The following is an 18,558-nucleotide window of genomic DNA, read 5'->3' as shown; positions in this document are numbered from 1 at the left end:
AAAAGATTAGAATTATTAATCATTCTCATTTAATATCATTATTGCTAAACCTCCATAATTAAAACCCAAGTCAAAAAAGAACAAACAATTATTTAAATACCCATGTGCTTCTCAATCCGGATGAGACGCTGTTCATGATCTGAAACGTGATTCCCGACAAAATGCATAAACTCATCCATCTCTTCCTGGAATTCTCCAAAGGAGTTTTTGAGTTGACCTGTTGAATCATGTAAATAGGAAATTTTGGCATCCATGTTGTTCAAAGCCCGCTTAATACGATGTTCAAATTCTTCAAATTTTTCCATGCTGTTTGGTAGAATTAGCTCCTTTAAATATAGTGATTTTTTTTATAGTGGTTTTAATAAGTGTTTTTAAACGTATTTTACATTCTAGTAGATAGCTTACAAGATCATTTTTTCTTATGTCAAGATTCCCAAAAAGATAATTCACCATTATACAAGATGTCAAATTTTCATTCCTAACGGGTGCTAAAAAAGGTAAAGGCAAAAGAATGGCACACCACAGCCACCGATTCACTACATCACACTATCACCCCACCACCACATCACACCATCACTCAATCTCTATACCACAAATTCCTGATTTTCTTCTCATTACAGTCTTCACACATGCTATTCACAAGATAAAAATGGCTGTTCACGGGAAAACGAATCCGGTTCACAGGAAAAATGATTATTCCTATATGAAAAATAATTTTAATTTGTTTAATTAAAACATCTTTTAACCATAAACCAAAAAATAGCATGAAAAAGAAAATAACTTTACAAAAAGCAACAGTTGCCGCGGGGGTTGTGGCCATGAGTGTTGGGCTATTTAACTCTTTTAATGTGGAGGCAGATGGAGGTTGTGGTTATTATAAAGAAGACGACTACTGCCAAAATTATTATCCCAATTGTACCTTTGTAGTAAAAAAATGCCGTGAAGAAGGAATTTTTACCTGCGAAGTTTGGATGCAAAACCCATGTAGTCTCGCATGTGGAGGCTTTTAAGAAAAACAATGAATTCTTTCTCTCAAACATTACCCGGAATTATCTTTAGTTTTTTATTTCTCTGCTCCTGCTCAAATACATCCAATAACAATAATTTGGGTTCCCAAAATATGGCAATTCCCATACCTGAAGAAAATATCGAAAGATTTTCAGAAGTTTTTAATAAAGTAAATTATATAACTGTCCAATTACCACTTGAATCATCCATTGGCCAGGCCGATAAAGTAATTATAACTGAAGATAATATATTCATTGGAGACTTTTACCAAAATCCCAAAGTAATTATCCTTGACAAGGAGGGTAATTTCCTAAGCTGTATCAACGCATTTGGGGAAGGACCAGGGGAGTACACTCAAATTAACGACTTTGTCATTCATCATGAAGACCCGAAAGTACTTATTTTATCTACCAAAAAAATATTGGCATTCGATTTCAATGGAAATTTCGTTGAAGATTTAGACAGACCAATAAGTGGTGGATATAAATTCTTAGCTACCAAAAAGGACGAGTTGGTATTTTACGTTCCTCCAAACATTTCGTCGGCTGACCCTAAGCATGGCGATAATATATTATTTTCATATGAAAACCAGAAAATCCATCCTTTTTTTACCTCTAAATTTATGGAAGAAAAAATTCCGTTTTTTGCCGACAGGAATATCTTGGTCTACTTAGACAACAAAACTTTCTTTACAAAGCATTTTTCCGATACAATCTACGTATTTGAAGGTAAGGAATTGAAAGAAAAGATGTATTTGGATTTTGAGAATTCTAGAAAGCTAAAGTTAAATATATTTCAGGAACATGACTCAAATATTCTAAATAACTTGGAGTACATGCAAGACTATGTATACCACATGCCCAATTTACACCTATCCGGAAAATATTTGGTCACTTGTTTTAGGGAGAAAAATTACAGAAGTACGCTACTCTATAATAGAACAAAAAAAACATCTAAATCCATCTCCAATGCTACCAATGATTTAGATGGGTTATTACCTTATTTAAATGTTAAATATTTATCCAATAATACACTCATTAGCGTTCATTATCCCGATGAATTTATTACAATTGAACAGATGGAAAATTCAGACCATCCCCTGCTTGAGTCACTGCAACAAGAAACAGTGTCTTTTGTTTTTGCCATATATCAAATAAAGGATTAACCTATTCCTTAAGAACTCACCTCCAGTAGATTACAAGGTCACTCTATCACCCAATCACTACATCACAAGATCACTACATCACCATATCCAATAAATATGCCCATTCACGGGAAAAAGCAACCAGTTCACGATAAATATAATTAATCGTTTATGAAAAATAATTTTAATTGGTTTAATTAAAACATCTTTTAACCATAAACCAAAAAATAGCATGAAAAAGAAAATAACTTTACAAAAAGCTACGGTGGCCGCTGGGGTTGTGGCCATGAGTGTTGGATTATTTAATTCTTTTAATGTAGAAGCAGATGGAGGTTGTGGCTATATGTGTTGCCCAGGCACCTCATACTGTACTGATGAATCTGGAATAGTATGGTCAGAGGACAGACCGGTTGATAGAGATTTTCCAGGTGATACCTGTACGAATCATCAATAATCTATGGTAAATAGTAAATAAAAGGCTTCACGATAAGAGTTATTTTATATCTAGATTTATTTAGGTTAGTTAGAATCTTTCGGTTTATCGTGAAGCTTTTTAGCAAATTGTAAATTTAATACTGTTGTGAAATTAACTAAAAAATCAAATAAGGTTTTATTAAATGCGGCAATGTTAATCATTATACTATTGTCTTTATCGAATTGTTCAGAAGACAAATTGAAATCTGATAATGTAAAAAGCTTTACTGAAAAAACGATACCTAGAACAGTAAACCTGGCTGGCAAAAAATACTTTTTTGAGGAAATAAAAGTGCCGCTTAAAATTTTCATTAAAAACAATAAGTTGATCATTGGCGAAAGCAGAAGGGTACCTGAAGATTTTCCTCCAATTCATGTCCTCGATGCAAAAAAAATGAAATATTTGCGGCCATTCGGTAAAATAGGGTTTGGACCCGGTGAAGTTTCTGACGTCTCAGGAATTGATTTAGGTGCCAATGATAATACTTTCTGGGTTTATAGCGCAATGTCAAAGCATTTTTCAGAATTCGACCTTGATGATACCACATCATTGTCAAAAAATCAAATCAAACAAGAAGGAGACTTCTATATGGCCATGGCCATGGCTTGGTCCTCCGATAGTACAGTTATGTGCCGCATGGTAAATGATCCCCATCAATTTGTAGAATTTTCGATTGATGGAAGGCGCTTAGCGAATTATGGGAAATGGGAAGATCATTTAGTCAGAGAAGACCTAACCAATTATATGATGTCGGATTTACATATGGGATGGTTTAAAGGAAACCAGATAAATAATGTTTATGCATCTGCTGGTGTTTATAGAGATAGAATTGAAATTTTAAACAAAGAGAAAGGAAAAATTTTCATTACAGATGGCCCCTTCAATTACATTCCCAAATTTACAATTGCTAATTCCAGTGGCTCATCTAATAAATTAATCGTGGGTATAGCCGAACCCTTGGCCTATTTGGACATTGCTATATCCAAAAACTATATTTTTGGTTTATATTCTGATAAAACCGAAAAACAATTGAGGGAAAGTAATGAAATCGCCAATGATATCTATGCATTTGACCTGGAAGGTAAAATTAAATGTAATTTTATATTGGATATTTCTATCAGAGGATTGGCGGTAGACGAGGAATCCCAAAAATTATATGGCATCACCACAGATGAAGATCCAGGAATTGCTGTTTTTGACTTACCTGACCTAAAATAATACCTCAATGGGCAAAAATACTTCGCTAAAACAATCTTTTTTAATCCTCACCAATAAAACCTCACTCCCTTTAATTCAAAAATACCATAAGCTGTTTACAGCTACCCAAAATATGGGAGATACAGTGGTGTTGTACCATTTGCTAGGGGATAATTCTAATCCAAACTTAGAAGACGTGAATACGCACATCTTTGACGATGAAGTCTTAAGCTCCTTGAATTATTTCCCACTTGGCTTTACCCTGGTACCGGGTAGCAATCATTTCCCCTTGCTAAAATTCTACCTTTCTCATCCACATTACGATTACTATTGGTGCATTGAAGACGACGTGGAATTCTCGGGGGATTGGAAATCCTTTTTTGAAGATTTTTCCTCTATTGACACTGATTTTATCAGTAGTCATATCCGCCGCTATAAAGAAGAACCGGAATACCTAGTTCCCGAAAAAGATATCAATGCCCTTCAAATAAAAATGAAATACCTTATTGAACATCCAAGGGTTAGAAAGGATATGGGAAATAGTGGTAGAAAATTTATAGAACACAAGTTTGACAACTTCCATTTAGGTAAAAAACTGGAAAAAATATATTCTGATCTGCTATAAGTCATTTAGGACTCAAATTTTTTTGTTTAAAAGCACTGATTCAGCCAAACCATACTAAAACTAGAGTTGAAAAAAATAACGCATTTTTTAGTAAATGATTACCTTCTCACGGTCTTTTGTTTGAATGGAAATAGCCATTCTTGCTGTTCTTCTCTTAAAAGTATGGAAGATAAGTTGCCGCATAACTTTTTCAAAATAAACCGAAACTGCATAGTAAATGTAAATTTAATCTATTCTCTTCAAGTAAAAAAGAGGGAAATAATTATGCAAAACGGTTTTCGCCTTAAAGTGGCCAAGTCAAAATGGACTGAAATAAAAAAGAAAATCACTCTACTAAACCAACTAAATAATGGCCTGGAAAATACAAACTAATCCTATCTCTTTTTTATTTAAAAATAATACTGGAAATAATAGCAGGAAGTCAAGACCCAAAGAAAACATTGAGGTAGAAACAATTTTTATCATCAGTGCAGGCAGATCAGGCACCCGTTTTTTTCAGGATTTTTTTAATACCTGTTTCAGTCAGGTATATGCAGTTCATGAGCCCCAACCTGATTTTTTTGACATGGGTATGCAAAAAATTAGGACAGATTTGCTTTTTGATGTCAGCCGCCAAAATATATGTGAATTTAGAAGACCATTACTAAAGCAAGTGCTTTCCACTCCAGAGACCACCTATATAGAATCAAATCCACACGCTGCATACCTTATTCCAGAACTAATGGCTACATTTTCATCTATCAAGTTTTTGTATGTGGTTAGAAATCCAATAGACTCCGTCAGGTCATTTTATGCTAAATCTCCAAAAGATAGTGGTGGGGAAATGTTGTTTTATGGGGAAAACGATCACAGGAAAAGGATCTGCCCCAAGGACTTTCCAGGCGATGGATGGGAAAAAGAATGGCCCGATTTCAACCGGGTTCACAAAATAGCTTGGTACTGGAATAAAGTCAATAGCATTATTCAGGAATCATTAAAAAACAGTGAGAATTCGATACAAATTAAGTACGAAGATTTCTTTTCAAAAAATCAGTCCATCAGGGAAAAAACAATTTTACGGGTTGTAGATTTTATGAAATTAACTGAAAAAAGGAATGCAGATTGGAACAAAATAAACCGTATCATGAATCAAAGATCGAATGCAACCAAGGTAGAGTACCTCCCGCCCTTTGAACAGTGGACCATAAGGGAAAAAGAAATGTTTAAGGCGTTAACAAAGGAAATGAGGATCAAGCTAAATTACAAATAATACCTAAAACCCAGTCTCTTTCACTAATCTTCAATTACCACATCACTACATAAAACCTTCTCCAACTCACCACGTCCGATAAAACCGCTAGTTCACGGGAAAAAGCAGCCAGTTCACAATAAATATAATTATCTCTTTATGAAAAATAAATTTAATTGGTTTAATTAAAACATCTTTTAACCATAAACCAAAAAATAGCATGAAAAAGAAAATAACTTTGCAGAAAGCTACTGTTGCCATGGGAGTAGTGGCCATGAGTGTGGGATTATTTAATTCCTTTAATGTGGAGGCCGAAGGGGGTTGTTGTACAAGTTGGGTGTGTTGTCAAGCTGGTTTACCTAATACCATATGTTACGATGAAGAGGGAAGACCCTGGATAGGTGATGAAAAAAAATGTAATACAGATTCATGCACAGTTTAAAATAAAAAGCTCTGAAGCCTTAATCAAATGGCTTCAGAGCTTAAATCGCAGACTAATTGATATATGAAAATACTATTATTATTAAATAAAAATAATTTATTGATCTTAATTTCAGGTCTATTACTTTGTGCCTGCAAGAAGTCAGATCCTTCTAACAAGGTATTCACAAAAGAGACCATACCAAAAAGCATTGAGTTAGTTAGCCAAAAATATTATTATCCTGAATTATTAAAACCAAATAATCTTCTAGTTAAAAATGATTTTATTGTAATACAGGAGTTGACCAATCAACCCCCCATGCACATACTGGATAAAAAAACACTTCAATACTTAAATTCGAAAGGTGAATCTGGTTTCGGCCCCGGAGAAATTACGGATTCTTTTATGTTTGATTTTGGCAATGATGAGGGTACTTTTTGGGTTTACAGCTTAGGTGGAAAGACTTATTCTGAATTTGAACTAAGAGATGATTCGCATCAACCAACTCAACAAATAAAACAAAAAGAAAATTTTATTACGGCTATTAATTTAGTTTGGGCTACTGATTCCAGTGTGATGACCAGGATGGCAAACGATCCTGCCCGATACATTGAATTTAAATTGGAGGGAGATAGAATAAATGAATTTGGCACGTGGAAGGAGATAGAGCCCAAAAAGGAATTCAAGGGAATTTCCAATTTTAATCTTGGGGATTTACACCAAGGAAAACTGTTGAGGAAACCCAATAGTGATATATTTGTTCATGTGGGGATAAGAAGAGACAGGATCGAGATTTTAAACAGAAAAACAGGAGAAATTTTAGCGATAAATGGACCATTAAACCATGTCCCGGGATTTTCTATTGTTGGAAAAGGGAGCGGTGCTGGATTGGTAATAAATGAGGGAGAACCCTATGCCTATTCAAGCGCTTGTTTGGGAAATAAATACATTTATGGGCTTTTCTGCGGAAGGAATAGGGAAGAATTACTAAATAGTGAAATCAACTCAACAACAGTTTATGTATTTGATTATGAAGGAAATTCGAAATTTGAGTTGATATTAGACAGGTCTTTACAATCCATTGCTGTAGATGAAAAGTCCGGTAAGCTTTATGGTATTACCACAGATCGGGATCCTGGACTGGCTGTGTTTAGCCTACCTGATAATTTTTGATTTTATAGATTTGTGGTAAAATCTAGGTTTATGGCCTAGGAAATTGCAATTACTTAAGTTTGCCATATGACCTGATTTTGAATGAAGGCAATTATTAATATACCTCCCAGAATTAAGCTTACCCCTTCAGAAACCGGATTGAAAAATTAATTACAAAAACTATGGGTTTTAACCTTAAGCTCCCTGAATTATTTCCCTCTTAGCTTTACCCTTGTGCCTGTCAGCAATCATTCACTCTATTACCAGATCACAACATCACCCTATCACCCCATCACAAGATCAACAGATCAATACATCACCCCTCCAAGAAGACCCTAGATTTGTTGTTTTTGACTTACAATCCCTCTAGGAACCAAAAGAGCCTATTTCACATAATTTAACGCTGCAAATTCTATCCATAATTGGATTAAAATTTTAAACATGCTATTTTTAAGTACTGACTCACTGAATATTAGAGGTTTAAGAAAAATACTTTGAGCCTCGTATCGTCAACTTAAACCAAACAGTTTTTTGATAGCTTTTCTCCTCTTCCTAAGTGCAATCACAGGTTTTTACCTTCCTCCCTTTGATACAACTCACTTCCTATTAGTACCGCTGGATCATCATTTAAAGAATGCTAGGAAAATAGAAATTAGCTATACCCTAATGCATCCCTACGATAAGCAAAAGGAAACCATTCTGCTAATTGAGGATGCCTTGGACAAGTATTTTCAGGAAAGCATAGACCTCCAGCCACTAGCGGATGAATTTAATATCGTTCATATCAAAGGCCGGAATGAGGCTGATGCCATATTGAAAATTATCAATTCTACAGGGATAATTAATTGGGCAAAAGCTTATCAATGGCTAAACATGGACCAACATGCAAGAGACATAGAATATATCCGTAAAGACTTATCAGGGGATCGGCCAGTCCATTTAATAGGCTTTTCCGGTGCTGCTGCCTACCTGCATTATTACCTTGGCCTTTTCCCTGAAAACGTCAAGTCTTTGATTTCTTTTAACCCCCTACTCTTTGACCTTCAAAAAAACCTGAATCTTATCAACCCCTCACAGTGCCTGGAATCAATACCACTTGAAAATGCTTCCTACCTAGAATTTTTGTGGTACAACAATTCCGAGAACCTTTGTAAGGAACAAACGGGGACTGAAGACATTGACCTGGCCTTTTATTTTTATTTAAAATGGCGGTTTCTGTTACCGTCTTTAGTAGAAGCAGATAAAGCCGATATCGCTCAGAAGATTAGGCTTTTTGAGCACAGTTATGGATTGACCTATAATGCAGCTGCCAATTTACTAGAATCTAAAATAGCGAAGTGGATGATGCTGGAAAGTCATGAAACATGGAAGCAGTTTGAACGCATACCTTTCTCTGTAAATGGGGTAAATTATGATCGGGGATTAAATTTTACTGGTAAGGTATTGATTGTAGGTGCAGTACATGACAAATTGCTTTCCAGGTTTTGTTATGATGTGTTGGCAGAGTTTTATTTGAATTCCACCTTATTGCTTATTCGGGATGGGCATTCCTTTGGAAAATTAGGTGGTTCAATGTTACACAGTAAATTGATAAGGTCCTTTATCAACAATGATATCAAAGAGAAAGTCAGTGTTTATCAATTACTACAGGAAAAAGGATTACTTTTTAACAAAAAGGATCGGGTAAGGTATTGAAAAGGTTGGTGTTATTTCTGAAGATTAATTCTGATTATTATTCGTTACTATTTATTAATGCTTGTCCTCAAGAAAATCAGCTCCGAAGAAAAGAAATAAATGTATCACTAATTAAACTACATATCATTGTTATTTTTTTGTTCCATATAAAAAGTGTAGCGATTGCACTTATCTATAAGTAAATTTTCGTCATTCCGAGACTTTGCAGGGGCCTCGCGTAGAGAAAGTCGAAGGAATCTCAACAATGCCGAGACTGCCGCACCCTTTCCCTGCGCTACACTTCCCCAAATAAGGGATCGAAATGACGAAATGGAATATGGCTAATTCGGTACACTTCAACAAGCTCAGTGACCGAAAAACGTCATTCCGAGACTTTACATTTTAAAAGCTCAGAGTTAAGATGACTATAAACAATAAATCACTCCAGCAGAGTTCAACCTTTGTAGTGCCCCGTCCTGATGCGCAGCAAGTCAGGAACTCCAATCAGCTGTAAAAGCAATGGCCCAAAACCCCATTGGGGGTGGTATTTTTGTAGCCAAGGCTGTTAAGCCTTGGTTAAGGCAAAAAGCACAAACTGATTTTGGCGGTATTGTTGCTTTTTTTCTGCAACAATGCTGACAAAATCTCTCACGCAAGCGTCATTCCCTTACATTTTTTTCAATATCCAAATCCCAACTAATAATTAATCTCTCTTTCCGGTATGTTTTCTCCATGCCAAGGGAAGGAATATGTTGGAGGGTTTTGAAATCGGGTCATTTCAATTTCCAGTTTCACAACCGATCCCGGTGCTATCTCAGCTTGAAAAAATTTGCGATCGATTGTATCAAATTGGTATGGATATTTGTCGATCATATTTACCCGCTTGATATGGTGTTCTCCAAACATCCCGCCTTGAATGATAACTTTTTTTGTTTCAGTTGGATGAAGATTTACCAAGGTAAGGGAAATACCGGCATCTGTGATTTGTTCAACCAAGGCTGCCATATCTGCAGGAATGCCTGACCTTCTATTTTCTGGATCAAAATAGCGGACTGAAGTATGCAATAGTCCTCCATGGTAGATATGATTGGGAGCACCAAGCATGGTCTGAACAAGTCCTTCTAAAACAACCGGATTCAGGTTCAGCCAATGATGAACATCCTGGAAATCAGGTGTGGTAGTATCTTTTCTTATACGGTCCAGTCTGGAAAGCATTTCATTGTACGTGGCTTTTAAAATATCTACCGGATAGGTGGGAACCTTCCCTTCCAAATACCCTAACCATGTTGCCGTATTAATTTCATCTCCTTTGCCCTTTTTATAAGTCAATTTTTCCATTTCCTCAGGATCCAACAAGTCTTTTACCCTTTCCCAATCCTTATTTTCCCGGGACATGTACCATAAATGCGTAGGATACATGGGCTGCATCGGCCGGTAGTCGTACCAGCCCGTTTGATCATATCGGTGAGGTACCAATTTTTTACCATTTTCTTCCTTTGCTTGATTCGATACTGATGCTATTACTGCATTGGGTAAATCCAAGTATTTATCATCTCCGGAAATCAAATAGGCATTGGAAGCTCCAATTGTTGTCGCTTCCAACTTATTTTTGACACCATGGGGCCATTTCCACCCATAATATCCTCCCCACCAATTCCCTCCCATATGTTCTCCAATCTCCCCGGTAAGGCCTACATTATCCGGGATTATCCCATTGTTTTTTTCTGTCCTTTCCATCCAGGCATTGACATAGGAGGTTACCCATACTTTGTATTCCTCCTCCCCAGAGTACATATAGGCATTCAGCATCATGCTTGTTGAAGCCAAATTTAAGGGCACATCTCCTTTCATCATCCGGTTATTTAAAGCCTCCAAAATAAATTGGAATTTGTTGTCGTTGTTCCAATCTTTTCCGGATGTAACATTAGGTATATCGTCATAAGGAAGGGGATAATTACTTAAAATGGGTCTATGGGTAACCCAGTCTTCAGCAGTATTCACAAACCTGGGACCAAGGCTACCCGTAAGAGGTGAACGAATAAGTTTCAGTTTACTGTCAAAATTGGAGTTTTCGGTACCATCATCAAAATACAATTTTGCAAATTTCATCGCCCTATCCCGCATCTTTTTATCTGTAGGATCTGCCAGGCCGAAAAAGTAAAAATAGGTATAGGACTCCCCATGATGCATCCAATCATAGCCTGCATCAAATTCATCCACTATCTGACCATAGCCAGTAAACTGTCTGGTAACTCCTTCCCATAATTTTCTGGAAAGCAGATCAATTTCTTTTGGTCCGCCTAGCGCATAATACAGTGGGAAATTATAAAAGCTCTCATATCCGTCATCAGAACCATCCATCCCGGGCCATTCATCTCTCCAGATTAAGGTACCGTCGGGATTGGTGTATTTTTCAACAAACTCCATGGCTGCAGGATAGAGTGCTTCCATCATTTGCCTTTGTAACAAAGCCCATTCCGGAGGCGGAGAAGGTGAGTGATAGGGTACGGATTTGAGGTTTGGAATCGAATCTAATTCCTGGCTTTCAGCAGGCTGAAGATGTATTATAATAAAAAATATTACTACTATAATGTATTTCATAATGTTTTAATTTCAGAATTAAATTTTAATTTCTACCTGATATCAACATGATTTTAGCTTGGACTATAAAGTTAAAAACATACACCGAAATATTATAGTTTTTCGATTTATTTGATCGTAAAATTGAATGTTGTAGATTGATTATAAGTGTTTTATTAGTCATTTTATCCTTTAATCTCACTTTTTTATTGTAGGCCTGCCCTGATGCGAAGCGGTGAGGCCCTGCCCCTGTGGAGCGACTCCCTGAAGCGTAGTAACTCAGGGCCCAAAAAGTAAACAACCTGTCCTGAAGCGGAGCTAGTCAGTGGCCTGTCCTGATGCGGAGCAAGTCAGGAAAAAGCCCGCCCTGAGTATCTTTTCGGTTAAAATTTAAGGCCTCCCGCACACAGGCAAACTCCTTAGTTTTTGGTTTAAATATTGGCGTTGCTTTTTTATTGATTACTTAACCAAAAACTTCGTCAAACAGTGCCTGTGCCCTTGCTAATCCCTGCTTAAATTTCTTAACGTCGAAAAGCTACAAGGCGGAAATTAATTTTTCATATGAACTGAATCCTAATCAGGTTTATTTAAAATGCCTCATTCAAAGACTTTGAGTGGTGGAAGTCGAAGAAATCCCCAGCGTTATGAGATTGTCACTCCCCTTTCCTTCACTTCACCTCACCAAAAAAGGGTTCGAAATGACGAAGTGGTATATCGTTAATTCGGTACACTTCGACAGGCTCAGTGACCGAAAAACGTCATTCCGAGGCATTGTTAGGGCTTGTTATTGAAAAAATCGAAGGAATCTCCAACGTAATGAGATTGCCACACCCTTTTCCTACGCAACAGCTCCCCAACAAAGGGTTCGCAATGACGATATAGAGAATTTTTAACAAAATCGTAAATATTAGGGCGCGGTGGCCGGGCCAAAACTACGAGGCCGCGTTGGGTTTTATGAGGGAAAGATTAGTTTTATCTACACTTTTCACTACATCACGACATCACCAAATCACACCATCACAGATCACAGATCACTACATCACCTGATCACTACATCACCCCTCCACAACCCCTCCACTCTACTTAATCTCATCCCATAAAAATTCATACCGCTCAATACTAGGGAAAGCCTTATTGGCTCCTTTGTAGTTGATCATATTAAAAAAAGTCTTGCCTTCTTTTTCCTGAAAATAAGGGGCCGCATAATAGCCATCTGTGATATGCGCACGTTCGCTATTGTCCAATATGAACCATTTTTCTACGGCTAAAGATTTCGGGTTGATCTTGAACAGTCCCAACTCCATCCTTCTCCCCTCTCCTTCCATGGTTCTCCAATTCCTACCCAATAAATACAAATTGCCATCTCTTGAAAAAAGCCGTGGTCGACCAATATGAGATTCTATAAACCCATAGGCTGAACTTAAATTGTTCTCCTTGATTACCTTAAATTCAGCATCTGTAAAATAAATTCTTTGATTGTGCCCATATTCTCTGGTGGTCACCATAAATCCATCTTCCCATGGAATAAATGCACTTTCATTGATTTTATGCCCACCAAATTCCTCTGTTAAGTTGCGAACCAAACTCCATGATTTACCATTATTCTTGGACTGAATCACATCCACAGACCATTTACCTCCAGGCCTATAACCAAAGCCCATCACCAACATATAAGTAATTTTGTCCTTAACGATAAAGTCAAATGCATAGCCATATTCCCGCCCATCTACCATTGGCGACAATTCGGTTTTTGAAGCCTCAAAACCATCCTTTGTCTTCCTTACACTTACCTGTCTCAGCCCTGTACGGTAATTGTCCTTGTCATGTCCGGAATGTTGAGAGTCGATATAGAGCTTTATAGATCCATCCGGAAACTCAACCCATTCCCCCATTTGGTGAATTAATCCGGGGTCACTCGCCAGGTTTTCTCTTTCTATGATGACATTATTTTTGGTATCGAAATGCATCATATCCAACCGAGCTTCCTTCCCTCCGCCATGTTGTGTTCCTCTTTTAAAGGACACCAATACTTCGTCTGGATTCAGTCTTAAAATAGCTGGGAAAGCCAAATAATTGTCTTCTTCAAATTCATTGGAAGAAACCAAAATTTGCGTTGTCTTGTATTTTGGGATTATAGCGTCTTGTCCATTTGCCATAAAAATGGCTATAAAAAAAACTGCTAAGCTATTGGTTAAAGTTTTAAGATTTATCATTATTTCTTATAAGGTTTGGTCAAAAAGCAACAAGCACGCTGCTTTTGAGGTTATTGGTTTTTCTTATTGTATTTTATCCCGAAATATGCAATAGACATTCTATTACGTGCTGAAATCGCTTTAAAATCAACCACTTCGTTGCTGTTTTCAATTTCACCATAGCGGTGCTATGCTAAAATATCCAAACAGCCTGATTTTCTTGCGATTGCAACACTCATTACGAATCCTATTACATAATCCGGGTTTATTCAAACATGATGTTATCGACATGAATGGTTCCTGTGGCCAATGCACGTATAATTAGTTTTGTTTTCAATTGATTAGGGAGTTTGGAAATAGGGACTTGAAACGTTTCCCAATTTTCAGTAAGGTGGACTCTTTTGGAGATTCCCTCTCCTAATAACAACAAAACATCCATTGCTTCTTTTTCCGGAGTTCTCAGAGACACCTTCAAATAATCTGCCTTACCTTTTTTCAATAGAAATTCTTTCGAGCTTATTTCATAACCCTTTCGGCTATTAAAACTTGCAAAGTGGGTTCCCTCAATCGCATCCTGGCTTGACACAATAGTAAAATGCTCTTTACCAAAGGTCCCTTGAGCATCCTCAATGCGAAAAGCATCAAACCAAAGCCTACCATGGCTTTCAACTTCATCTGAAACTTCCATTGCTAAGGCTACTTCTACAAAATGCGATAGGGCAGGTATCAGGTAAGGTAATTTCAGTTCCCTCCATTTAAATGTTCCTCTAACTTTTAGATTTTTTTCAACGCAATCGATGACATTACCTTTGGAGTCCTTAAAAGTGATTTGCATACCTGCTTTTTCAATTCCGGCCAATTCTTCCCCATGCATCCAAACTGAAAAAACAGATGGGGTCTCCGGGATTATAGGAATTTTAGAATAGGACTTCCAGGATATTTTTCTGCTAGCACCTTTCCCTGCATCTCTGTCTGCGTAAAGTAACATGGAGGATCTACCGGAATAAGACCTACCCGAATAATCAGAATTGGCCATTACCTTCCAGTCGTATGCTGCATGTAAACGATCGTTGCCCTGATTATCAGACACCCAAAACTGCTCAAAATCATCCGCATTCAAGCCTATAGGACTATTTTTACCCGGAAGCCAATCATCCCTACCAGACCATGCCGGTAAGATGTCCCAAAACCAATGGCTGTTTGCTTCTTCAAAACCTCCGTGTGGCATTTTCTGGTGAAAAATATACTCCAAAATACCTCCTTCAGGTTTCGGAATAGTAAGCGCTTGTTTTTTATCCTGTTCTAATAGCCTCCAATTCCCTAAGGCTTCCCAAATGTCGGGTTGATAAACTTCATGTATCAGAATACCATCAGCCCCTAACTGTTGAAAATAGTGCATTTGCTTTGGGATGTATTCCAAAAGGTGACTCAAAGAATGCTCATCCCTAACCTTCCAAAACACTGTAGAGAGCATGTAGGCATAAAATTTCATCCCATTATTTGAAGTTTCCTGTCTAATTTCCCGAAACTTCTCTATTGCACCGTCTTCAAACCAGGCATAAGTTTCGCCTCTGGTATTGGACATCACCAAGCCATCAGCGACCTTATTATCAACCATGGACTTCCAATCCAAGAAGATGTTTTTACCGGAAGGTTGTAAGTACCCGCTAAGTGTCGCTCCTGCAATGGAAGATATATTGTAGGCATCCAGAATTTTATTGGCTTCCTTTAGAAAATCAATGATGAAATCACCATGAATTTTAGCCACCTTTTCTCTATGCGGTGTAGTTGACAAAATATCAACCCCATAAATCTCTGTGTATTTTTCTATAATTGGTGAATTATAAGCTGCATAGGTGTTTCGGGGAACCTCAGTCATGTTTCTTGGTGTATGACTGGACTTTGTACAAAAAAACATTTGATCCACCTCGTATTCAGCAAGGTCCCTAACCCTACCAAGCATGTAATCTCTAACTTCTTTGTGTGCGTAACTTGGAAAAGCATTGTAAATAATGGTATCCTTTCGAGATTGTGGGGTGAATTCCGGATGACGAATAAAAAATTGATCATAACTTGATTCAAACAAATCGAAATGAACGCCTACCCTTAATCCGGCCTTATGACCTTCTTCCACCAGCACACTTAATGGATCAAAATCTTTACCAAAAGCATCGAGCCTTTCCCGATACACGGTTCCATGATCGATTCGTGCATTGATTACCCCCTTATTGTTTATTCTTAAATTAATTTGATCAATATTCTTGTCCTTAGCCAACTGCACAAATTGCTTTATTTCAGCTGGCCCCATGACATAAATATTATAATCCCAGGTTAAAACTATAGGGAATGGGTCCTCCTTTTCGGAATAGTTCAGTCCACTAAAATTTCCCACATCCAAAGCTTTTACCGTAGGAGAGATGAATAGCACAATTGATATCCCTATCAAGATTGTTTTTACCAAGCCAAAACAATTTCTAAATTTCATTTTTTAAATTATTTGAATAAGGATTGAAAACGATGTTATCCGGGATGATAAATATTTAACCACATAATTTAAAGACTAATCTATTACCTACTAATATCCTTTCATTCTGTCAAAAAAGCCTTAATCAAAGGGTTGTTGTACACTTTCCAGTTTGAGGTACTGTGGCCACCCTCGACCAGCTTTAGCTTTACAGTTCCGCCCATAGCATTGACCTCTCTTTTTAATTTCAGCGAATGGTTCTTATATGGTACTGCCTGATCTTTCCTACCATGAAAAATCAACATGGGTACATTTATTAATTTTTCAGGGAAATTTGCGGGATTGATATTTTCAAAATTTTCTTTTGATTGCCAAATAAAATTTGAAGACTTTCTTTGCGAATAAGCCTGTTCTAAATCATAGACAGGAAAAGTGCCAATAACCCGGTCAATTTTCTCCGGGTATTCGGCTATCATTCTAAACATTTGAAGCCCTCCGGCTGAAGTGCCCCATAAAACCCATTTTTCTTTAACCCTATAATTTGAGCTTATGTACCGGAATACATCCATCAAATTTTCCAGCCCTTGGTCTGTTCCCCAGGTTTCATTTCCATTGGAAAGGACAACAAATAGATAGCCATTATCGATGGCCATATTTCTTTGGTGCACATAAAAGGGCACGCTTTGATCATTTTCAGGAGCATAACTCATCGCATTCCTACCGTTTCCATGGATTGCCATTAAAACCGAAAATGGGGCTTCATCCATTTTTTCATTCCTATTAGGCAAGGCGATGTAAACCTTTCGATTAGAAATCTCGATTACAGTATCTTTCGGAAATGATATTGCATAGGAATTGGTATAATTTATAAAAATTAGAAAGCAGATCACCCAGTGCAATGCCCGAGACAATTGAAGCAAGTTTCTGATTACCAACATTGATCTTTTTGATTTAGGCTATTATTTTCCTCTTTTCTATCCATTTTTAGAAATGTTTGTATTTAAACATACAAGTAGCCCCCTTTATGATAGGAATTTTAACAGTTGCATCCATAGCTAAGAGAAATTTCATCAGGTTTTAAAATACTGATTAGGCTGATTCCAATGAATTTTGGCTACCCATATACTGCCATCGCTCCCATAATTTTCCACCCCGAGATTTGAGCCAGGAGTTTTTATCTTTCCTGAAAACTGCATCCACTCCGCCACTGTCACCCAGGTTTCGTTAGGGCTTACATTTGTCACACCAAAATTCCCCAGTCTGGCGCCTCTTTCTTTAACAATAACCCGCTCTGAATCCCGGATAACACAAAGCTTTTCCGGATCTACCTGAGCCATAAATAAGGGCGCACGGTGGCGAAAGACATGATCATTGTCTGCCCCCTTTCTGGTATAAACGAGAAACAAGCCTTCACTGTGAGTAACCCAATGTTGTTGGGTATTGTAATTGCCCAAGTCTGTTCCATCGTCAAATTTCCAGGAAACAATCGGTTCGAAATTTAAACCATCCTGACTTTTGCATACATATCCATTGTGATCGTTACGCATGGTTAGGTAATACTTGCCCTTGAACTTTGTCAAGGAGGGCTCCTGTAAACCTCGGGAATTGTCTTCAATACTAATTTCCTGACCATGGCTTTGGTAATTGAGGTTTTCTCCATCAAAACTACACCGCAAAACAGCTATACGATCAGATCGCTTGCTCCCATTCGGATGGGGATTAAAATAGATCGGCAATAAAATGCTCCCATCGCTTTCATCATACCTTTGTACTGAACCTGCTCCTGCAAAATAAAACCGCTCCCCACCAGGCATTTGGAGCTTCTTCCAATTGCCCCATTTGTCCTTTTTCTCATCGTATACAGCATAGGAGGTATGTCTTGGACGAGGAACCATAACCTTCCATTCAGGAGTGTAAACCACCGTGTGGCCTATGCCTAATAGTTTTCTAGAGGAAGAATGAAAAGCGGGCCAAAAATCGCTGGCTGCTACGGGATGTTCTTTTCCCTCAATTGTTTCGAAACGAGGATTTAACGGAGGTAATGCTTTAGGCTCAGAATAGGACTTCCCTAAATCATCCGTTTGAAATCCGTACATACCCTTGAATACATCACTTCCTGAAATATCATGGGTATTCATCGTAAACAAGACCTTTGGTTTGCCTTTTTTCCCTGCACCAGGAATTATCCCTGCGCGAGGATGAACCCAGCAGTTTTTACCATCATATAATTTGGTCGGTATATCATGTTTAAGCTGGTATTTCAATTTTCTTTTATTTCTGAAAGTTTGAAAATTCAGTCCTCCAAGTCCAGGAATAACCATCAGAGAAATACCCTTTGAAACAGAAGATTTTAAGAATTGCCTACGCCTTATCATAACATTCAATTAACTCTAAATTC

The 18,558-nt window shown here is 37.4% G+C and carries 16 protein-coding genes; 10 read left to right on the top strand and 6 right to left on the bottom strand.

The annotated features are described in order from the left end of the window. Nucleotides 1-92: 92 nt before the first annotated feature. Nucleotides 93-305: a hypothetical protein gene (locus AC13EX_RS24645; RefSeq protein WP_149394788.1), complete on the bottom strand. Its 213-nt coding sequence runs from the start codon at nt 303-305 to the stop codon at nt 93-95. Between the two features lie 459 nt (nt 306-764). Here AC13EX_RS24645 and AC13EX_RS24640 point away from each other — a divergent pair, with 459 nt between their 5' ends. From AC13EX_RS24640 to AC13EX_RS24595, 10 genes are all read left to right on the top strand, one after another. Next, complete coding sequence (locus AC13EX_RS24640; protein WP_482894701.1) at nt 765-1,010, top strand: hypothetical protein; 246 nt, start codon at nt 765-767, stop codon at nt 1,008-1,010. Then, entirely contained in the window at nt 995-2,173 is a 1,179-nt protein-coding gene (locus AC13EX_RS24635; protein ID WP_482894700.1) for a 6-bladed beta-propeller, read from the top strand. The genes AC13EX_RS24640 and AC13EX_RS24635 overlap by 16 nt, the downstream gene beginning before the upstream one ends. Before the next feature lie 211 nt (nt 2,174-2,384). Then, on the top strand, nt 2,385-2,606 hold the full coding sequence (locus AC13EX_RS24630) for a hypothetical protein (RefSeq protein ID WP_014021633.1): 222 nt from the start codon (nt 2,385-2,387) through the stop codon (nt 2,604-2,606). Between the two features lie 126 nt (nt 2,607-2,732). Next, nucleotides 2,733-3,845, top strand: a complete 1,113-nt coding sequence (locus tag AC13EX_RS24625; protein ID WP_048643105.1) for a BF3164 family lipoprotein — start codon at nt 2,733-2,735, stop codon at nt 3,843-3,845. Nucleotides 3,846-3,852: 7 nt separating this feature from the next. Beyond that, nucleotides 3,853-4,449, top strand: coding sequence for a glycosyltransferase (locus AC13EX_RS24620; RefSeq protein WP_482894699.1), 597 nt, complete (start codon nt 3,853-3,855; stop codon nt 4,447-4,449). 51 nt (nt 4,450-4,500) lie between these two features. After that, entirely contained in the window at nt 4,501-4,821 is a 321-nt protein-coding gene (locus tag AC13EX_RS24615; RefSeq protein WP_482894754.1) for a LytTR family transcriptional regulator DNA-binding domain-containing protein, read from the top strand. Then, nucleotides 4,799-5,698 (top strand): sulfotransferase domain-containing protein, encoded by a 900-nt coding sequence (locus AC13EX_RS24610; protein ID WP_482894698.1) that lies wholly within the window; start codon nt 4,799-4,801, stop codon nt 5,696-5,698. Before AC13EX_RS24615 ends, AC13EX_RS24610 begins: the two co-directional genes overlap by 23 nt. Before the next feature lie 199 nt (nt 5,699-5,897). Beyond that, complete coding sequence (locus AC13EX_RS24605) at nt 5,898-6,119, top strand: hypothetical protein (protein ID WP_048643100.1); 222 nt, start codon at nt 5,898-5,900, stop codon at nt 6,117-6,119. Nucleotides 6,120-6,182: 63 nt separating this feature from the next. Continuing rightward, nucleotides 6,183-7,271, top strand: coding sequence for a BF3164 family lipoprotein (locus tag AC13EX_RS24600; RefSeq protein WP_048643099.1), 1,089 nt, complete (start codon nt 6,183-6,185; stop codon nt 7,269-7,271). Nucleotides 7,272-7,781: 510 nt separating this feature from the next. Further along, complete coding sequence (locus AC13EX_RS24595) at nt 7,782-8,945, top strand: alpha/beta fold hydrolase (RefSeq protein ID WP_482894697.1); 1,164 nt, start codon at nt 7,782-7,784, stop codon at nt 8,943-8,945. Between the two features lie 675 nt (nt 8,946-9,620). On the opposite strand, the gene AC13EX_RS24590 is transcribed toward AC13EX_RS24595, so the two are convergent. The 5 genes from AC13EX_RS24590 to AC13EX_RS24570 all read right to left on the bottom strand — a co-directional run bounded on the left by AC13EX_RS24590 (nt 9,621) and on the right by AC13EX_RS24570 (nt 18,535). Beyond that, nucleotides 9,621-11,525 (bottom strand): DUF8034 domain-containing protein, encoded by a 1,905-nt coding sequence (locus AC13EX_RS24590; RefSeq protein WP_482894696.1) that lies wholly within the window; start codon nt 11,523-11,525, stop codon nt 9,621-9,623. A 1,058-nt stretch (nt 11,526-12,583) separates the two neighbouring features. Further along, entirely contained in the window at nt 12,584-13,717 is a 1,134-nt protein-coding gene (locus tag AC13EX_RS24585; RefSeq protein ID WP_482894695.1) for a sialidase family protein, read from the bottom strand. A 244-nt stretch (nt 13,718-13,961) separates the two neighbouring features. After that, nucleotides 13,962-16,181, bottom strand: coding sequence for a hypothetical protein (locus AC13EX_RS24580; RefSeq protein WP_482894694.1), 2,220 nt, complete (start codon nt 16,179-16,181; stop codon nt 13,962-13,964). Nucleotides 16,182-16,282: 101 nt separating this feature from the next. Further along, entirely contained in the window at nt 16,283-17,098 is an 816-nt protein-coding gene (locus AC13EX_RS24575; protein WP_482894693.1) for an alpha/beta hydrolase family protein, read from the bottom strand. Nucleotides 17,099-17,230: 132 nt separating this feature from the next. Next, a complete protein-coding gene (locus tag AC13EX_RS24570) occupies nt 17,231-18,535 on the bottom strand; it encodes an exo-alpha-sialidase (RefSeq protein ID WP_482894692.1) in 1,305 nt (434 codons plus the stop codon). Between the last annotated feature and the right edge of the window lie 23 nt (nt 18,536-18,558).

Source organism: Cyclobacterium sp. L-R, from assembly GCF_056859355.1.
Note: the sequence above shows the minus strand (reverse complement) of the source record. Positions and strands in the feature narration are given on the sequence as shown.

Excerpts from the sequence above, each read along its gene's own strand:
- AC13EX_RS24605 (WP_048643100.1), top strand. The coding sequence starts at position 5,898 with ATGAAAAAGAAAATAACTTTGCAGAAAGCTACTGTTGCCATGGGAGTA.
- AC13EX_RS24570 (WP_482894692.1), bottom strand. The coding sequence starts at position 18,535 with ATGATAAGGCGTAGGCAATTCTTAAAATCTTCTGTTTCAAAGGGTATT.
- AC13EX_RS24640 (WP_482894701.1), top strand. The coding sequence starts at position 765 with ATGAAAAAGAAAATAACTTTACAAAAAGCAACAGTTGCCGCGGGGGTT.
- AC13EX_RS24610 (WP_482894698.1), top strand. The coding sequence starts at position 4,799 with ATGGCCTGGAAAATACAAACTAATCCTATCTCTTTTTTATTTAAAAAT.
- AC13EX_RS24630 (WP_014021633.1), top strand. The coding sequence starts at position 2,385 with ATGAAAAAGAAAATAACTTTACAAAAAGCTACGGTGGCCGCTGGGGTT.
- AC13EX_RS24590 (WP_482894696.1), bottom strand. The coding sequence starts at position 11,525 with ATGAAATACATTATAGTAGTAATATTTTTTATTATAATACATCTTCAG.
- AC13EX_RS24645 (WP_149394788.1), bottom strand. The coding sequence starts at position 305 with ATGGAAAAATTTGAAGAATTTGAACATCGTATTAAGCGGGCTTTGAAC.
- AC13EX_RS24635 (WP_482894700.1), top strand. The coding sequence starts at position 995 with ATGTGGAGGCTTTTAAGAAAAACAATGAATTCTTTCTCTCAAACATTA.
- AC13EX_RS24575 (WP_482894693.1), bottom strand. The coding sequence starts at position 17,098 with ATGTTGGTAATCAGAAACTTGCTTCAATTGTCTCGGGCATTGCACTGG.
- AC13EX_RS24585 (WP_482894695.1), bottom strand. The coding sequence starts at position 13,717 with ATGATAAATCTTAAAACTTTAACCAATAGCTTAGCAGTTTTTTTTATA.
- AC13EX_RS24580 (WP_482894694.1), bottom strand. The coding sequence starts at position 16,181 with ATGAAATTTAGAAATTGTTTTGGCTTGGTAAAAACAATCTTGATAGGG.
- AC13EX_RS24600 (WP_048643099.1), top strand. The coding sequence starts at position 6,183 with ATGAAAATACTATTATTATTAAATAAAAATAATTTATTGATCTTAATT.
- AC13EX_RS24620 (WP_482894699.1), top strand. The coding sequence starts at position 3,853 with ATGGGCAAAAATACTTCGCTAAAACAATCTTTTTTAATCCTCACCAAT.